The organism is Streptomyces sp. ISL-94 (assembly GCF_018614075.1).
GTDB lineage: Bacteria > Actinomycetota > Actinomycetes > Streptomycetales > Streptomycetaceae > Streptomyces.
The window spans coordinates 1-15,820 of sequence record NZ_JAGGOZ010000004.1 but is presented as its reverse complement, the minus strand read 5'-3'; the positions used below and the strand labels follow the sequence as shown (position 1 = coordinate 15,820).

Below are 15,820 nucleotides of genomic sequence, written 5' to 3'. Positions count from 1 at the left end.
GTGGAAACCTTGGACCTGCGCGAACCCGACCGCCCTGGTCCACAGTCCGCAGTCCACATGTGCATTCCTGCGCGCCGCGGCCCCTTGTGCGCGGGGCGCCGCCCGGCAAGCACAGGGGAGCCAAGCCCCCACCCCTCCAACCTAGCCCGCACCCCCACCCCAGCGACCGGGGCCCGCGGTATTCAGGGGCGGCGGCTCGGGAGGAGGGTCGCGGGGAGCAGGGCCAGGGCGAGGAGGGCCGCCGCGGCCGCGTACGCGAGGCGGAAGCCCGCCGGGTCCGCGCCGGCCGAGCCGAGGAGTACGGAGATGAGCGCCGTCCCCACCGAGGCCCAGACCTGTGCGTTGATGCTCAGCGCCGTGCTCGCCGCCGCCATGCGGTCGTTCGGCAGGCCTCGGCTCGCCGTCGTCATCGTCGGCATCAGGACCATCCCCGCACCGACCCCGATCAGCATCGCCGAGCCGACGACCCGCCAGGCCGCCACGTCCTGGACCCCGGCGTGGAACGCCGACAGCGCCATCCCCAGCGCCCCCACCGCGATCCCGGCCGAGACCAGGCGCCGCGGCGCCACCCGGTCGACGCGCCGAGCCGCGAGCTGCATCGCCGTGCCGGCCGCGAGCCCCACCGGAGCGCCGAGCAGTCCCGCCGTCTGCGCGCCCATGCCGTGTACCTGCTGCCAGTACATCGGCGCGAGCAGCATCGACCCGAAGTAGCCGCAGGAGAACAGCGCGAGGGTGCCGATCCCGGCGGCGAAGGTACGGTCGCTCAGCATCCGCAGGTCCAGCAGCGGTTCACGGGCCGTCAGCGCCCGCCGTACGAACCCGGCCACGAGCACAGCTCCGGCCACCGCGGGCACGAACGCCCCGGCCGCGGTGAAGTCACCGTCCTCCCCGCCCCGCGCCAGCCCGAACAGCAGCAGCGCCAGCCCCGGAGAGAGCATCAGCAGACCCGGCACGTCCAGCCGCGGAGCCACCCCACCGACTGCCGTACGCGGCGCATCGGGCCGCAGCAGCTTCGCGCCGAGCGCCAGCGCCACCGCCCCCATGGGCAGGTTGACGAGGAAGATCCAGCGCCAGGACACGGTGTCGACCAGCCAGCCCCCGAGCGCCGGCCCGATCACCGGCCCGATGATGACGGGCAGCCCGCTCAGCGCCATCGCCCGCCCGAGCCGCGCGCGGTCCGCGGCGCGCATCACCATCGTCATGCCGACCGGCATGAGCAGCCCGCCGCCCAGCCCCTGCACCACGCGGAAGGCGATCAGGCTGCCCGCGTCCCACGCCGCCGCGGCGAGCACCGAGCCGAGGGTGAACAGGACGAGGGCGGTCAGGTACGTCCGCTTGGCGCCGATCCGCCCCATCGCCCACGCGGCGGTGGGAATGACGGCGGCGAGCGCGAGCGTGTAGGCGGTGGCGGCCCACTGGATCGTCTCCAGCGGCGCGTGGAACCCCTCCGCGAGGGTGCGCAGCGCGACGTTGACGATCGTCATGTCGAGCACCGACATCACGGAGCCGATGATCACGACGATGACGGTCCGGTTGAACACCGCGGCCGCGTCGCGGGACGGTTCCTGTGCCGGTGTCCCGACAGCGGCCCCGCCGTTCTTGGTCGTTGTCATGTCCCCCCGCCTCCCCTCAGCCCTCGTACGGCTGGGTCGCGCGGGCCGCCCGCAGCGCCCGCCCCCACCAGACCAGCTGGCCGAGCATCCCCTTGGCCGCGCTCTCGGACACGGCCGTATCGCGCGGCACGCCGTCCTCCCCGAGCCCCGACCACGGACCGTGCAGGCTGACGGCGTCGCGCATCGTCACGGCGTGCAGCTCGGCGAAGACCAGCCGCAGCTGCTCGACCGCGCGCAGACCCCCGCTGAGCCCGCCGTACGAGACGAAGCCTGCGGGCTTGGCACGCCACTGCACGTGGTGCCAGTCGATGAGGTTCTTCAGGGCGGCCGGGAAGCTGTGGTTGTACTCGGGCGTGACGACCACGTAGGCGTCGGCCGCGGCCAGCCGCGGCGTGACGTCGGCCAGCGCGGCGGCGGCCTCCGGGCTCGGCGTACCGCCCCACCCCGGCATGACCAGCGGCAGCGCAACGTCCGCGAGGTCGATGACGTCCAGCTCCAGCCCGCCGTGCCGCTCGGCGATACCGAGGAACCACTCGGTGACGGCACGGCCCGCACGCCCCTCGCGGACGCTGCCGATGACGACGGCGACGCGCAGCGGCACATCCTCGCGAGCAGCGGTGAACACGGATTCGGCTTCGGTGGCGGCGGCAGACATGGCGATCCCCTCATCGAGCGGGTCGGCCACCCGATGCGGCCTCCCCTCCGGTAAACTACAACGCACGTTGTAAAAAACACAACGGTCGTTGTACTTCTTGAGGAGCCGAGAGTGGGCAGCAGCAACGAGGCCTGGATGGACGCGGCGCAGCGCGAGGTCCCGCCCCGCAAGCTGGAGAAGCAGATCGCCATGATCCGCGCCGCCTGCGGGATCTTCGGCCGCGAGGGCTACACGCGCGCCTCGGTCGACGCGCTCGCCGCCGCGGCCGGCATCTCGACGCGCACGCTCTACAACCACTTCCCGGGCGGCAAGGCAGAGCTCTTCCGCACCGTCGTCACATGGACCTCGAACGAGGTGAAGGACGCCCAGATCTCCCGGATCCAGGCCCTCCTGCCCCCCGATCGCCCGCCCCACCCGGACGACCTGGAACGCGACCTCGTCGCCTTGGCCCGCGCGTTCGTCGCCCTCATGGCCGACTACCGGGACCACTTCGCGCTCGTCCGCCACATCCAGGCGGAGGTCGACCACGTACCGGCGGAGGTACTGGAGGCCTGGAAGAGCGCCGGCCCGGAGCCGGTCGGCCGCGCGTTCGCCGACACCATGACGGGCCTCGCCGCGGCCGGCCTGATCGACACCCACGGCGACCCTGCCCTGGCCGGCGCCCACTTCACGGCGCTGACCTCGCACTCGATCACGCAGCTCTCCTACTACGGCGTCCGGCCCCTGCCGCAGGAGCGGACCGACCACTTGATCACGAGCGGCGTCGCGACCTTCCTACGCGCCTACCGAGCCGCGTGAAGGGTGGGGCACGGCCACGCCGGCGGGCAACGGCTGCCCCAGCCGCGGACGGACGGGGTGGTCTCCCCCTCACCCCGGGCGACCGGGCCAAGCGGAGTGATGGCTGCAGCCAGCGACAACTACGCGGCGCGACCGCCAATCCCACCAATTGGATCTTCCCTTTCGGGGGTACCGATCGGATGCTAGCTTGCCCACGCAATGACACGGAGAGTGTCGCCCGGGACCGGCGGCTGCGACCCTTCGTGGCCGGAGGGGAGACACCCATGGGTCATCAGGCGGCTGCTCAGCAGCTCCGTGCTGCCACACCTGAGATCATCGAGGCCTACCGGTCGTCGCTGGGACGACTCGGCAGTTTGCTGGTGTCCCGCGAGGACATCTGGCGGCAGTGCCGCCATCAGGCGCAGAACATCGTGGCCGAGTGCGCGCAGGCACTGGAGGCCGGCCGGCACTCGGAACTCCCGGGGGCCGGGGAGTACTCGCGGCTGCTCGGGGCCCACCGCGTCGTCCAGCAGGTCCCGGTGTCCGAGTCCGTGCGGGCGGCGGAGGTCCTCTGGCAGGCCATGCAGGCCGCGGTCGCCGAAGCCGTCGAGCGGGTGCCGGCCGATGAGCGGCACGCGGCGGCGCAGACGGTGAGCACCGCCTTCCGGGCTGCTGCCGGGAGCCGCCTGTACCAGGGGATCCGGGGGTACGAGGAGGCGCAGCGGCCACCCACCCCCAAGGTGCAGGAAGGGGATCCCGGGGCGCCTGCGGGTGGCGCCAACGCCGCGGATGCTGCGGACGCGCAGGCCCTCGACCTGCTGACGCTGCGGGAGCGGCAGATCCTGGAGGCCGTGCGTTCGGGGCTGACGAACCGTCTGATAGGCCGCCGGTTCGAGATCAGCGAGGCGACCGTCAAGCGCCATCTGCACAACGCGTACCGCAAGCTCGGGGCCAGCTCCCGGGTGCAGGCACTCAACAAGGCCTTCCCCGGGCAGGGTTGACATTGCCACGATTCGCCCCGTCGCGGCTCACCCGGCGGCGAGCGCGGCCAGCATGAGCAGGTTGGCGCTGTACTGCGTGACCATGAACGCCCGGTAGGCCCCGCGGCGTTGCTGCCGGTCGGCCCTCTCCCGCCGCGCGTCGCGCATCACCCGGGCGACAACCCACACCGCCCCGGCCGCCACCGGCACTGCCCCCACGAGAGCGAGCGGGGCCCACAGGGCAGCCGCCACCGTCCCGGCCGCCCCGACCAGCACGGCACCCGCCATGGCCAGGGCCCGCGCAGCCGCCACCCCGCGGACGACCGCGACGGTACGCCGCCCCCCGGCCGCGTCCCCGCCGGCGTCCCCCAGGTCCTTGACCAGGGAGCCGACCAGAGCCATCCAGGCCGCCATCACGCAGCCGAACACCGCGCCCGTCGCGCTCCACCCGGACCCGGCTGCCGCGACCCCGGCCGCGTACGAGGTCGCGCCCAGGCCGAACACCACCACCGCGCAGGCCACGCTCGAATCCTTCGCCCGCACCGGAGCGCACGAGTACGCCCAGCCGAGCAGCAGAAAGCCCGCCACCCACCCGAGGACCCCGTTCCCTGCCAGCCCTCCGAGCACCAGCGCGGCGACAGCCAGCAGGACCGTGACGGCCGTGGCGGTGCGGACCGGGGGTCGCCCCGGGCGATCGGACGCCGGGAGCCGTTCGCCCGGTCCTCGCGGACGTCCGTCACGCCGTTGAGCAGGTACGCACAGGCCACGGCGCACCACCAGGACGCCAGGCCGACCATGGTCCGCCCCGAAGCCTGCGGCAGCTGGCCGGCGGACACCGCCCCCACCGCGAAGCGCAACAGGAACACCAGCTGTACCGACGGGCGCGCCTCTGCCCAGCACAGGCGCGCCGCAGTTACGGCGGTACGCCATCGGAGATCCAGCGCGCGAGCCGAATCGGGGGCGCTCAGGTAGCCAGCGGAATTGATCACGGTCGGAGCCTAGGAATGGCCTCGGGTTCACCGCCATACAACCCGTACAAGGTGTACACCCGGCTGAGCCCTTGGTGGCAATGCGTTGTGGCGACCGGAATTTATGGTTCAGGATGGGTGAGGCCGCGGCCCGGTGAAACGAATCCGGACGCCACGGCGGGGGTACGAATGGCGCCGGTTCCGGAGCCTCCGATTCCGAAAATTTCCGCAGCACGCGGACCGGACCGGGAGAGAAGCACCTACCTCTCACCCCCCTCATTCGAAACGGCAGGGACCCGTAGAAATGGATGCTCAGGTGGAAAGGTCGCAGCAGACCACGACGCTGATCTCCCAGGCGCACGTCCTCGAAGGAGGAGTGGGATGGCACCGAGCCGTCTTCGAAGAGATCGCATCACGTCTCGCCGATCCGGACTTCCCGTGCGTCTTCTCCCGGAACGCGTACCGGAAGCAGCTCCTGAAGTTCGTCTTCGTGGAGAGCGCCGGAAGCGCCGGCATGCGGCACCTGGCTGAAGCCCTCACCGAATACGTCGACTTGTCCAGGACATGGGACGGCCAGCTGGACACCGCTTACCCGCTGGTCGTGATGTTCTCGGCGGAAGCCGTGACCGCGCGCACCGTCGGTGAATACCACTCCTTCGGCTGGCAGGTGCTGCAGGAACTGCATCGTCTCGATCCCGCACCCTGGCCGGACGACGTCGGGCAGGACCCGGATTCCGAGACCTGGTCCATGTGCTTCAACGGAATGCCGTTGTTCTGCAACATGAGCAATCCCGCGCACCGGAACCGCCGCAGCAGGAATCTCGGCAAGTATTTCACCCTTGTCATCAATCCGCGGGAACGGTTCGACGTGTTCGCCGGCGATACGCCGAGCGGCCGGAAGGTCCGCGCGAACATCCGCAAGCGAATACGCCGTTATGACGGAATGCAGCACTCACCGCAGCTGGGCTCCTACGGAGGCGGAGCACTCGAATGGTTCCAGTACGGGCTTATCGACGAGAACACCGAGCGAAACGGTCTCTGCCCTTTCCAGCCCCAGACAGCCATTGAAACGAACAGGAAATCCTGACCAATGATCGAGCTCATCGTGTCCCAGGGACGAGTGGCCGACCGGGAACCCCGGATGATCGAGGGCGCCGCCCGCATCGCGCGGGCCCTGGAGAGCCGCTACGGACTCACCGGCCGCTTCATCGGAGAGCCCGCGCCGCCCGCCGACGACGACTGGACCGTCAGCCTTCCGCAGGCCGGGGAGACGCTTTCCGGGCTGCGCCGGGCCGTCACCGAGAGCATCGGGAACGGCAACCGGACGGTCTTGATCTCCAACACCTGTTCGGCGAGCCTCGGCACTCTGCCGGTCGTGGCCCGGGAGCACCCGGATGCCGTGGTGCTCTACATCGACGGCCACGGCGACTTCAACACGCCGGAGACGACCGGCACCGGGTATCTGGGCGGGATGGTCCTCGCCGGCGCATGCGGGCTCTGGGACAGCGGCCACGGCGCCGGCCTCCGCCCCGGACAGGCGATTCTGGTCGGATCGCGCGACATCGACGAGGCCGAGGGCGAGCTGATCGCGAAGCACGGCGTCCGGGTCATCCCCCCGTCGGAGACGACGGCCGAGAACATCCTGGCCGCCATCGGCGACTCCCCGGTGTGGGTGCACATCGACTGGGACGTGCTCGAACCGGGTCATGTGCCGGCCGACTACACGGTGCCGGACGGCCTGTTCCCCGAGCAGATCCGGGCGATCTTCGACGCGATTCCGCCGGCGCAGCTCCGCGGCGTCGAACTGGCCGAGTTCAACGCCCCCTTGGACGACGAGCTCAGCCGGCAGGCGGTCGAAACGATCCTCGACATGGTCGCCCCCGTCTTCGAGAGCACCCCGGCCGCCTGGTGATGTGACCTTGCCGTTCACGGCACCGAGCGGACGCCCGCCCCGTGAACGCACACGCCGGGCGCGGCCGACGGCCGGATCCTCCGGCCCCGCCGGCCCCCGCCGAACCGGCCTCCACCGAACCGGCCTCCACCGAACCGATCCCCACGGCCAGCGCCGCTGGCTCCACCTGCCTGGAGTACTTTCCGATGCCCCTCTACGACAGCATCCTCGACACCATCGGCCGCACCCCGATCGTCAAGCTGCACCGCATGGCCCCCGCCCACACCTCGGTCTACGTGAAGGTGGAGTCGTTCAACCCCGGCGGCTCGGTGAAGGACCGCCTCGCGCTCTCCGTCGTCCTCGACGCCGAGGCGAAGGGACTGCTCAAGCCCGGCGACACCATCGTCGAGTGCACCTCCGGGAACGTCGGGATCGCCCTGGCGATGGTGGCCGCGGCCCGCGGCTACCAGTTCGTGGCGGTCATGGGCGACACGTACTCGGCGGAACGGCGCAAGCTGATCCGGGCCTACGGCGGCAAGGTGCTCCTCTTCCCGGGCCACCTGGGCAGCAGCGACGGCAACGCCATCGCGGACGAACTCGCCGAGAAGCACGGCTGGTTCCGGGCCAACCAGTTCGACAACCCGGCCAACCCCGCGTACCACCGCGAGACCACCGCCTCGGAGATCCTCGGCGACTTCGCGGGCAAGCGGCTCGACTACTTCGTCACCGGCTTCGGCACCAGCGGCACCCTCACCGGCGTCGGACAGATGCTGAAGGCGGCCCGCCCCGGGGTGCGGATCGTCGCCGCCGAGCCGGACAACGCCGCCGTGCTCGCCGGGCAGGAGTGGAACGTCCACCGGATCCAGGGCTGGGCCCCGAACTTCGTGCCGGGCGTGCTCGACCCGAGCGTCATCGACCAGCTGGTGACCGTCGACGAGGTGGAAGGGCGCGACACCGCGCGCAGGCTCGCCGCCGAGGAAGGCATCTTCACCGGCATCTCGGCCGGCGCCACCCTGGCGACCGCGCTGCGCGTCGCCGAGACCGCGCCGGCGGGCTCGGTGCTCCTCGCCATGCTCCCGGACACCGGCGAGCGCTATCTCTCCACGTTCCTCATGGAAGGGGTGGTCGAGGGCTCGGACGACGAGTGGCTCGCCTCCCTGGAGACCGGTGACGGCGGGGCCTGACCCCGGCAGACGGCTCCCTCGCCTCGCGATACACCCACACCTGGCAGGAACCAGACACATGAGGGAATTCATCCCCCCCCGCGGCCCGTTTCGTCGACCTGCCCGCAGAATTCGCGATGCGACGGGGCGGAACACTGACCGGGGCGCGCATCGCGTACGAGACCGTCGGACGGCTGGCCCCGGAGCGCGACAACGCGGTCCTGATCCTCACCGGTCTCTCACCCGACGCCCATGCCGCCTCCCACCCTGCGGACACCGACCCCGGCTGGTGGGAAGCGATGGTGGGACCCGGAAAGCCCGTCGACACCGATCGCTGGTACGTGATCTGCCTGAACTCGCTGGGCAGTTGCAAGGGATCGACCGGCCCCGCCTCGGTCGACCCCCACACCGGCGAGCCCTACGGTCCCGGCTTCCCGGACCTGTCGATGGAGGACATCGCCGACGCCGCGGCCCACACGGTGCGCGCGCTGGGCATCGACCAGCTGACCTGTGTGATCGGCACCTCCATGGGCGGCATGAGCGCGCTGTCCCTGCTGGCCCGCCACCCCGGCCTGGCCCACGGCCACATCAACATCTGCGGCGCGGCGCACGCGCTGCCGTTCTCGATAGCGGTCCGCTCCCTGCAGCGTGAGGCGATCCGGTGCGACCCGCACTGGAACCAGGGCCGGTACGACGACGGGAACTACCCGCAACGCGGCATGTTCACCGCGCGCAAGCTCGGCATGATGACCTATCGGTCGGCCCAGGAATGGGACAGCCGGTTCGGCCGTGCGCGCATCGCGCCGGAGGACCGCGTGGACGACGACCCGTACGGCCATGAATTCCAGGTGGAGAGCTATCTGGAGCGTCACGCCTGGCACTTCGCGCGCCGATTCGATCCCAACAGCTATCTCTGCCTCAGCCGCTGCGTGGACCGGTTCGACCTCGGCGAGTCCTGCGGTGGCACCACCGACGAGGCCCTCTCCCGTATCCACCTGGAGAAGGCCCTGGTCATCGGGGTGGAAACCGACATCCTCTTCCCGCTGCGGCAGCAGCAGCAGATCGCCGACGGCCTTGCCGCCGGCGGTACGGACGTCGAATTCCTGGCCATGGATTCGCCGGAGGGGCATGACGCCTTCCTGATCGACACCGCCCGCTTCGGGGCGCCCGTGGCGAAATTCCTGGCCGGTCTCTAGTGCTGTGACCGGACGGTGCCGCCGTTCCCCTTCCTGCTCTCCCTTTGCCTGCCTTGGAGGACCGTATGCCGGACCCCTTCTCCAGACTCGCCCTCGTCACCGGCGCCAACCGGGGCATCGGCTTCGAGACCGCTCGTCAGCTCGCCTCCGCCGGCGTCCACGCGCTGCTCGCGGGCCGCGACGGCGAAGCGGTCACCGCAGCCGCGGACAAGCTGCGGGCCGACGGCCTCGCCGCCGACCCCCTCGTACTCGACGTCACGGACCCGGAGAGCATCCGGGCCGCCGCCGCGGAGATCGACAGCAGCCACGGCCGCCTCGACATCCTGGTCAACAACGCCGGCATCCGGATCGAGGAGTACGGAAAGCAGCCGTCCGAGCAGCCGATGCAGCAGTGGCGTCAGACCTTCGACACCAATCTGTTCGGCGTCGTCGAGGTGACCACGGCCCTCCTCCCACTGCTCGGCAGGTCCACGGCCGGACGCATCGTCAATGTGTCCAGCCTGCTCGGCTCGCTGACCACGCACAGCGACCCGGAGTCGTATGCGTACAGCCCCATGTTCAAATCGCTTCCCGCCTACAGCGCCTCCAAGAGCGCGGTCAATTCCTGGACCGTCCACCTGGCCTACGAACTGCGCGAGACACCGATCAAGGTGAATGCCGTGCACCCGGGCTACACCAGGACCGGAATGAACGACGGCGCGGGCGATCTCGACGTCACGGACGGAGCCAGGACCAGCGTCGCGATGGCCCTCCTCGGCGACGACGGCCCGACCGGCACCTACACCCACAGCGGAGAAACCGTCCCCTGGTAGCCACCTCGGAACGGGAGTTCCTCCCGTCCTTCCCCTATTGGAGTCACCCGATGGGCAACCATCTTGCTCTGGTCACCGACGAGACCAGCCTTGCCATTGATTACGACATGCCGTTGCTGCTCGACGCCTGCCAAGCAGCCGGCATCAGGGCCGAGATATGTTCCTGGCTGGATCCCGACATCGAATGGGATCGTTTCGACGCCGTCCTGCTGCGGTCTCCGTGGAGCTATGTGGAGTGTCTTCCGCAGTTCCTGGAATGGTGCGAGTACGTCACCGATGTGACGTACCTGTTCAACCCGCTTCCGGTGGTGCGGTGGAATCTCGACAAGCACTACCTGGCCGACCTGGCCGCGGCCGGCGTGCCGGTCGTGCCGAGCGGCTTCGTGGCCCCCGGCGCGGACCCGGCGGCAGCCCTGCGCACGTTTCTCGCCCGGCACGACCTGGCCCGGGAGATCGTGGTGAAGCCGACCGTCGGCGCCTACTCCCGGGACGTGCAGCGCTTTTCCCGGTCATCGGAGACCGAGGCGGCCCGCGCCGTGCGGGCCTCCTGCGTCGGCTCGTCGACCCTGCCGTCCGCCAGGAGCAGTGCGCGCTTGCGGATGGCGTGGCTGTAGACGCCGTCGAAGTGGATGAGGTCGGTCTCGCCGTCGTGATCGACCGAGTCCAGGTAGGGCTGCAGGATGACGTGGCAGCCTTGATCGAGCAGCTTGGCGACGTAGGGCCCTTGGTGCTCGAACTGGAGCTCTGCGAACCGTCGTTCAGCATGCCGTTCTCGGAACCCTCCGCCACACGATTCGCGCAGGCCATCTCCGTACGGCTGGAAGAAATCTCCCAGAAGAAGAACGGACAGTCATGACGGCACAGCAGGGTTCCCTCGCCCCCCTCACCACACCGACAACACCGACAACACCGAAGACACCGGCGGCCTCGAGCGGCACCCTCTACGCCGCACTCGGAGTGCTCAGTTTCTCCTTCAGCTTCCCGGGAACGGTGTGGGCGCTCGACGGATTCGGGCCGTGGAGCGCCATCGGAGTGCGCGGCGTACTGGCCGCCGTCATCGCGGTCGCCGCGCTCCTCATCACCCGGGCGCCGCTGCCGACGCGCGGGGACTGGCCCGCACTGGCCGTCGTCGCCGGCGGCTGCGCGGTCGGCTTCCCGCTGCTCACCACACTCGCCCTGCAGACCTCGTCCACCGCGAACTCGGCGGTCGTGATCGGTGCGCTGCCGATGGCCACGGCGGTGTTCTCTGCGGTCCTCACCCGGCGCAGCCCCTCGAAGGTCTTCTGGGCCGCGGCCGGCCTCGGAGCGGCGACCGTCCTCGTGTTCACGCTGTCGCAGAACCACGGCCGGCCGACCGTCGCGGACCTCTTCCTCTTCGGCGCCCTGCTGGTCTGCGCGGCAGGCTACGCCCACGGCGGACGGCTCTCCGCACGCATGCCGGGCTGGCGCGTCATCGCCTGGGGCGTGGTCCTCGCCGCCCCCGTCAACCTCGCCGTGGCCCTGTGGGCGCTCCCGCACGAGCCCGTGCACCTCACCGCGAAGGCCGTGCTCGGCATGGCCTACATCGCCGGCATCTCGCAGTTCGGCGGATTCGTCGTCTGGTACAAGGGCATGGGCCTCATCGGCGTGGCGAGGGCGAGCCAGCTCCAGCTGGCGCAGCCGCTGCTGACGCTGGTGTGGGCGGTGCTCCTGCTCGGCGAACAGATCACCCCGGCCGTCCCGCTCACCGCCGCCATCGTGCTCACCTGCATCGTGGTCACCCAGCGGGCCCGAACATCCTGAGCCGGAGCAGAGCGGGGGAGGACACCGGCGGACGGCGCCGTCTGCTCCCCCGCCCCTGTTCAGCCCCAGTCATAGCAAAACCCCCAGGTCACGGCGAGTGAGTCCTGGGGGTTCTACAGAGCCGCCTTCGGGATTCGAACCCGAGACCTACGCATTACGAGTGCGTTGCTCTGGCCAACTGAGCTAAGGCGGCACCGCTGATCCGACAAGTATTCCCCCGGAGAGGCGTGCTCATCAGCAGCGGCGCCAAGTCTACAGGCTGCGAACGGGTGCCTCGAACCGCATTCCGCAGAGCCGGACAATCGGTCGGATATGGGGGCGGGTGTGGTATATCCGGCATGTCGGTGGTTCTGCCTTCTTGGGCGCCCCCGAGGGGATGCGTGGCCTGCGCGCGCTGCTACGGCTTGGAGGCCCCGCGGCACTTCTTGCCGTTCTCCGGGGCCTTGCCCTCCAGCAGGTACCGGTTGATCGCGGTGTCGATGCAGTCGCTGCCCCGGCCGTACGCGGTGTGGCCGTCGCCCTCGTACGTCAGGAGGGTGCCCGACTCGAGCTGGCCGGCCAGGGCCTGGGCCCACTTGTACGGGGTCGCGGGGTCGCGTGTCGTGCCGACCACCACGATCGGCGGGGCGCCCTTGGCGGGCAGGGGCTTCGCCGTGCCCGTCGCCTTCACCGGCCAGTACGTGCAGTTCAGCGAGGCCCAGGCCAGTCCCGCGCCGAAGACCGGGGAGGCCTTCTCGAAGGAGGGCAGCGCCGTCCGCACCGCCTCCGGGCCGTCGAAGGCCGGCGGCTGGTCCAGGCAGTTGACGGCCGCGTTCGCGTACATCAGGTTGGCGTACTTGCCGTCCGGCTCGCGCTCGTAGTAGCTGTCGGCGAGGGCCAGCAGGGGCGCCCCGTCACCGTTCATGGCCGCGGTGAGCGCCTCGCGCAGCTGCGGCCAGGCGCTCTCGTCGTACAGCGCGGCGATCACCCCGGTCGTCGCGAGGGCCTCGCCCAGCGGGCGGTCCCGCTCGCCCGTGGGCACGGGCTGGGCGTCGGCCTTGCGGAAGAACTCCTTCAGGCGCGCCCCCACCGCCTCCGGGCCGCCCTTGCCGAGCGGGCAGTCGGACTGCTTCGCGCAGTCCTTCGCGAAGGAGGTCAAGGCCGTCTCGAAGCCCGCCGTCTGGTCCCGGTTCAGGTCGAGCGCCGAGCGGGAGGGGTCCATCGCACCGTCCAGGACCAGCCGGCCGACCCGGTCGGGGAAGAGGTCCGCGTACGTCGCCCCCAGGAAGGTGCCGTACGAGGCCCCGACGTACGTGAGCTTCTTGTCGCCGAGCACTCCGCGCAGCAGGTCCAAGTCGCGGGCCGCCTCGACGGTGGAGACGTGCGACAGGACCCGCTGCGAGCGCTCCTGGCAGCCGGCCGCGAACTCCTTGAACGCGGTCACCAGCCGGGCCTCCTCGGCCGCGTCGTCCGGCGTCTGGTCCACCTGCGTGTACTTGTCCATCGCCGGGCCGGTCAGGCACTCGACGGGACTGCTGCGGTCCACCCCGCGCGGGTCGAAAGAGACCATGTCGTACCGGGCGCGGACGGGCGCGGGATAGCCGATGCCCGCGTACGCCTGGAGGTAGCCGATGCCCGAGCCGCCCGGGCCGCCCGGGTTCACCACCAGCGAGCCGAGCCGCTTGCCCGGGCCGGTGGCCTGGCGGCGGGCCACCGCGATGTCGACGTCCTGGCCGGAGCCGGGGTTCGCGTAGTCCAGCGGGGCCTTCATGGTGGAGCACTGGAACCCGGGGACACCGCAGTCGCGCCAGCTCAGCTTCTGCGCGTAGTACGGGCGCAGCGCGGCCGGGTCCGGGGACGGCTGCGCCGACGGCGTAGCGGAGGAGGCGGCGGCCCGCGGCTCCCCCGACCCGCCCGAGGTGCATCCGGAGAGCAGCAGCCCGGCGGCTGCGATCACGGTCCCGGTGGTACGCAGCAGGCTCCTGGTGTCCATCCCCGGAGCCTACGTCCTGCCGGCGGGGGCCAGCGGGCAGTCCTGCACCGGACAGCCGCGCGCCTTCCGCGGCCGCTACCTGGCGGGGTACGGACCGGGGCCCGTGCCGACCCGGGCGGCGGGTCCGCCCGTACGGGTGAGCCGGTCAACCGGGCGTTGCCGCCTCAGCCCGCGCGCAGCGACATCGTCATCGCCTCGACCGCGAGGAGGGGGGCGACATTGCGGTCCAGGGCGTCCCGGCAGGCGATGATCGCCTCGATCCGGCGCAAGGTCCGCTCGGGGCCCGAGGCCCGGGCGATCCGGTCCAGGTCGGGCCGTATCTCCTCGTTGGCGATGGCCACGGACGAGCCGAGCTGAAGGGCCAGCACATCGCGGTAGAAGCCGGTGAGGTCGGTCAGCGCCAAGTCGAGGCTGTCGCGCTGGGTGCGGGTGCGGCGGCGCTTCTGCCGGTCCTCCAGTTCCTTCATCACGCCCGCCGTGCCGCGTGGCATCCGGCTGCCGGCGCCCGCTCCGCCCAGCGCGGCCCGCAGCTCCTCGGTCTCCTTGGTGTCGACCTCCTCGGCGACCTGCTTGGCATCCTCGGCGGCGGCGTCGACCAGCTCCTGCGCGGCCTTGAGGCAGCCGCCCACGTCGTCGACGCGAAGCGGCAGCTTCAGCACCGTGGCCCGGCGGGAGCGGGCGGCCTCGTCGGTGGCGAGCCGGCGGGCCCGGCCGATGTGCCCCTGGGTCGCTCGGGCGGCGGCCGCGGCGACGGCGGGCTCGATGCCGTCCCGCCGGACCAGCACCTCGGCGACGGCATCGACGGGCGGGGTGCGCAGCGTCAGGTGCCGGCAACGGGAGCGGATCGTGGGCAGCACGTCCTCCAGGGAAGGCGCGCACAGCAGCCACACCGTCCGGGGGGCGGGCTCCTCCACTGCCTTCAGGAGCACGTTGCCCGCGCCCTCGGTGAGCCGGTCCGCGTCCTCCAGGACGATGACCTGCCAGCGGCCCACGGCCGGGGAGAGCTGCGCCCGGCGGACCAGGTCGCGGGTCTCCTTCACGCCGATGGACAGCAGATCCGTACGGACGATCTCCACATCGGAGTGCGTGCCGATCACGGTGGTGTGGCAGCCGTCGCAGAACCCGCAGCCGGGCTCGCCGCCCAAGGCGCGGTCGGGGCTGGTGCACTGCAGCGCGGCGGCGAAGGCGCGGGCGGCGGTGGACCTCCCGGAGCCGGGCGGACCGGTGAACAGCCAGGCGTGGGTCATCTTGGACGCGGCGGGCGGCGCGGTCCTGTCCGTGACGGCCGTGACCAGGGCGTCGGCATCGCGGGCGGCGGCGGCCAGCTGCGTCTGGACCCGCTCCTGTCCCACCAGGTCGTCCCATACGGGCATCCCGCCCACCACCTTTCACTCTCCGTGCACCCATTGTGTCGGGCGCCACTGACAATCCGGTCCGGCCGCGACCATCCGGTCTGTCCCGGTCCGGGTCCCGCCGGTCCGGTCCGCCGCGGTCAGCGGCGGCGGCGCGGGCCCCGGCCCTCGTCCTCGTCGTCCTCGTGGCGGCCCAGCAGTTCGTCCGCCAGCGTCGGCAGATCGTCCAGCGGGGTCTCCTCGGCCCAGTCCGGGCGGGGGCGGCGCGGGCGGCCGTCGTCGCCGAGGACCGGGAGCTCCCGCGTCCGGTCGTTGCCGGCGTCCCGGAAGATGTTCGGCGGCACCCGGTCGGCCGGGTTCTCCTCGGGGCGCCGACTCGTCGGCCGCGAGGCGGAGCGGGCCGGTCCGGTCTCACCAGACGGCCCGGACGGCCGTACGGGCGGCAGGACGGCCGTCTCGTCGGTAGCGCGGACCGGCGGCAGCACCGAGGTCTCCGCGGCGGACGCATCCGCCGCCGGGTCGGCCTTGGGCACCGGAACGGTCTGCGTGACGTCGTCCGGCCGCACGACCCGCTTGGCCAGCGGGGTCTCGACCGTCACAGCGTCGTCCGCCTGCGGGGCCTTCGTCATGCCGACCTTGGGGGCGGGGGCGGGGGCGGG

General features: G+C 71.4%; 15 protein-coding genes, 1 tRNA gene and 1 pseudogene. 10 read left to right on the top strand and 7 right to left on the bottom strand.

Annotated features, from left to right (window positions below):
- Nucleotides 1-182: 182 nt before the first annotated feature.
- Together J7E94_RS01005 and J7E94_RS01000 are read right to left on the bottom strand one after the other, a co-directional pair.
- Nucleotides 183-1,613 (bottom strand): DHA2 family efflux MFS transporter permease subunit, encoded by a 1,431-nt coding sequence (locus J7E94_RS01005; protein ID WP_215011394.1) that lies wholly within the window; start codon nt 1,611-1,613, stop codon nt 183-185.
- Nucleotides 1,614-1,629: 16 nt separating this feature from the next.
- Entirely contained in the window at nt 1,630-2,268 is a 639-nt protein-coding gene (locus J7E94_RS01000) for an NADPH-dependent FMN reductase (protein WP_215011392.1), read from the bottom strand.
- Between the two features lie 111 nt (nt 2,269-2,379).
- Between J7E94_RS01000 and J7E94_RS00995 the strand changes: the two genes are divergently transcribed.
- On the top strand, nt 2,380-3,066 hold the full coding sequence (locus J7E94_RS00995; protein ID WP_215011390.1) for a TetR/AcrR family transcriptional regulator C-terminal domain-containing protein: 687 nt from the start codon (nt 2,380-2,382) through the stop codon (nt 3,064-3,066).
- Between the two features lie 263 nt (nt 3,067-3,329).
- A complete protein-coding gene (locus tag J7E94_RS34075; protein WP_251055946.1) occupies nt 3,330-4,046 on the top strand; it encodes a helix-turn-helix transcriptional regulator in 717 nt (238 codons plus the stop codon).
- Nucleotides 4,047-4,073: 27 nt separating this feature from the next.
- Here the strand turns inward: J7E94_RS34075 and J7E94_RS00985 are convergent, their stop codons facing one another.
- Nucleotides 4,074-4,955 (bottom strand): UbiA family prenyltransferase, encoded by an 882-nt coding sequence (locus tag J7E94_RS00985; RefSeq protein WP_251055945.1) that lies wholly within the window; start codon nt 4,953-4,955, stop codon nt 4,074-4,076.
- Nucleotides 4,956-5,297: 342 nt separating this feature from the next.
- On the opposite strand from J7E94_RS00985, the gene J7E94_RS00980 reads away from it, so the two are divergent.
- From J7E94_RS00980 to J7E94_RS00945, 8 genes are all read left to right on the top strand, one after another.
- Nucleotides 5,298-6,080, top strand: coding sequence for a YqcI/YcgG family protein (locus tag J7E94_RS00980; RefSeq protein ID WP_215011386.1), 783 nt, complete (start codon nt 5,298-5,300; stop codon nt 6,078-6,080).
- 3 nt (nt 6,081-6,083) lie between these two features.
- Complete coding sequence (locus J7E94_RS00975; RefSeq protein ID WP_251055944.1) at nt 6,084-6,905, top strand: arginase family protein; 822 nt, start codon at nt 6,084-6,086, stop codon at nt 6,903-6,905.
- Between the two features lie 185 nt (nt 6,906-7,090).
- Entirely contained in the window at nt 7,091-8,068 is a 978-nt protein-coding gene (gene cysK, locus J7E94_RS00970; protein ID WP_215011384.1) for a cysteine synthase A, read from the top strand.
- A 116-nt stretch (nt 8,069-8,184) separates the two neighbouring features.
- Nucleotides 8,185-9,243 carry a homoserine O-acetyltransferase gene (locus J7E94_RS00965; RefSeq protein ID WP_215011382.1) on the top strand — a complete coding sequence of 353 codons (1,059 nt, stop codon included), beginning with the start codon at nt 8,185-8,187 and terminating at the stop codon, nt 9,241-9,243.
- A gap of 65 nt (nt 9,244-9,308) precedes the next feature.
- Entirely contained in the window at nt 9,309-10,055 is a 747-nt protein-coding gene (locus J7E94_RS00960) for an SDR family oxidoreductase (protein ID WP_215011380.1), read from the top strand.
- Between the two features lie 50 nt (nt 10,056-10,105).
- Complete coding sequence (locus J7E94_RS00955) at nt 10,106-10,669, top strand: RimK family alpha-L-glutamate ligase (RefSeq protein WP_215011378.1); 564 nt, start codon at nt 10,106-10,108, stop codon at nt 10,667-10,669.
- Nucleotides 10,660-10,911, top strand: coding sequence for a hypothetical protein (locus J7E94_RS00950; protein WP_215011376.1), 252 nt, complete (start codon nt 10,660-10,662; stop codon nt 10,909-10,911). The genes J7E94_RS00955 and J7E94_RS00950 overlap by 10 nt, the downstream gene beginning before the upstream one ends.
- The gene (locus J7E94_RS00945; RefSeq protein WP_215011374.1) at nt 10,908-11,837 is read left to right on the top strand and encodes a DMT family transporter; all 930 of its coding nucleotides are present in this window, start codon (nt 10,908-10,910) and stop codon (nt 11,835-11,837) included. The genes J7E94_RS00950 and J7E94_RS00945 overlap by 4 nt, the downstream gene beginning before the upstream one ends.
- Before the next feature lie 119 nt (nt 11,838-11,956).
- Here the strand turns inward: J7E94_RS00945 and J7E94_RS00940 are convergent.
- From J7E94_RS00940 to J7E94_RS00925, 4 genes and pseudogenes are all read right to left on the bottom strand, one after another.
- Nucleotides 11,957-12,030 (bottom strand) — tRNA-Thr (locus J7E94_RS00940).
- A 204-nt stretch (nt 12,031-12,234) separates the two neighbouring features.
- Entirely contained in the window at nt 12,235-13,809 is a 1,575-nt protein-coding gene (locus tag J7E94_RS00935) for an alpha/beta hydrolase (RefSeq protein ID WP_215011372.1), read from the bottom strand.
- Nucleotides 13,810-13,973: 164 nt separating this feature from the next.
- Nucleotides 13,974-15,182: a DNA polymerase III subunit delta' gene (locus J7E94_RS00930; RefSeq protein WP_215011370.1), complete on the bottom strand. Its 1,209-nt coding sequence runs from the start codon at nt 15,180-15,182 to the stop codon at nt 13,974-13,976.
- A 119-nt stretch (nt 15,183-15,301) separates the two neighbouring features.
- A pseudogene (locus J7E94_RS00925) lies at nt 15,302-15,820 on the bottom strand (dTMP kinase); the annotation flags it as partial.

Coding starts and splice junctions, on each gene's coding strand:
- J7E94_RS00980 (WP_215011386.1), top strand. CDS start 5,298: ATGGATGCTCAGGTGGAAAGGTCGCAGCAGACCACGACGCTGATCTCC.
- J7E94_RS00930 (WP_215011370.1), bottom strand. CDS start 15,182: ATGCCCGTATGGGACGACCTGGTGGGACAGGAGCGGGTCCAGACGCAG.
- cysK (WP_215011384.1), top strand. CDS start 7,091: ATGCCCCTCTACGACAGCATCCTCGACACCATCGGCCGCACCCCGATC.
- J7E94_RS00965 (WP_215011382.1), top strand. CDS start 8,185: ATGCGACGGGGCGGAACACTGACCGGGGCGCGCATCGCGTACGAGACC.
- J7E94_RS01000 (WP_215011392.1), bottom strand. CDS start 2,268: ATGTCTGCCGCCGCCACCGAAGCCGAATCCGTGTTCACCGCTGCTCGC.
- J7E94_RS00935 (WP_215011372.1), bottom strand. CDS start 13,809: ATGGACACCAGGAGCCTGCTGCGTACCACCGGGACCGTGATCGCAGCC.
- J7E94_RS00975 (WP_251055944.1), top strand. CDS start 6,084: ATGATCGAGCTCATCGTGTCCCAGGGACGAGTGGCCGACCGGGAACCC.
- J7E94_RS00955 (WP_215011378.1), top strand. CDS start 10,106: ATGGGCAACCATCTTGCTCTGGTCACCGACGAGACCAGCCTTGCCATT.
- J7E94_RS34075 (WP_251055946.1), top strand. CDS start 3,330: ATGGGTCATCAGGCGGCTGCTCAGCAGCTCCGTGCTGCCACACCTGAG.
- J7E94_RS00985 (WP_251055945.1), bottom strand. CDS start 4,955: ATGGCGTACCGCCGTAACTGCGGCGCGCCTGTGCTGGGCAGAGGCGCG.
- J7E94_RS00945 (WP_215011374.1), top strand. CDS start 10,908: ATGACGGCACAGCAGGGTTCCCTCGCCCCCCTCACCACACCGACAACA.
- J7E94_RS00960 (WP_215011380.1), top strand. CDS start 9,309: ATGCCGGACCCCTTCTCCAGACTCGCCCTCGTCACCGGCGCCAACCGG.
- J7E94_RS01005 (WP_215011394.1), bottom strand. CDS start 1,613: ATGACAACGACCAAGAACGGCGGGGCCGCTGTCGGGACACCGGCACAG.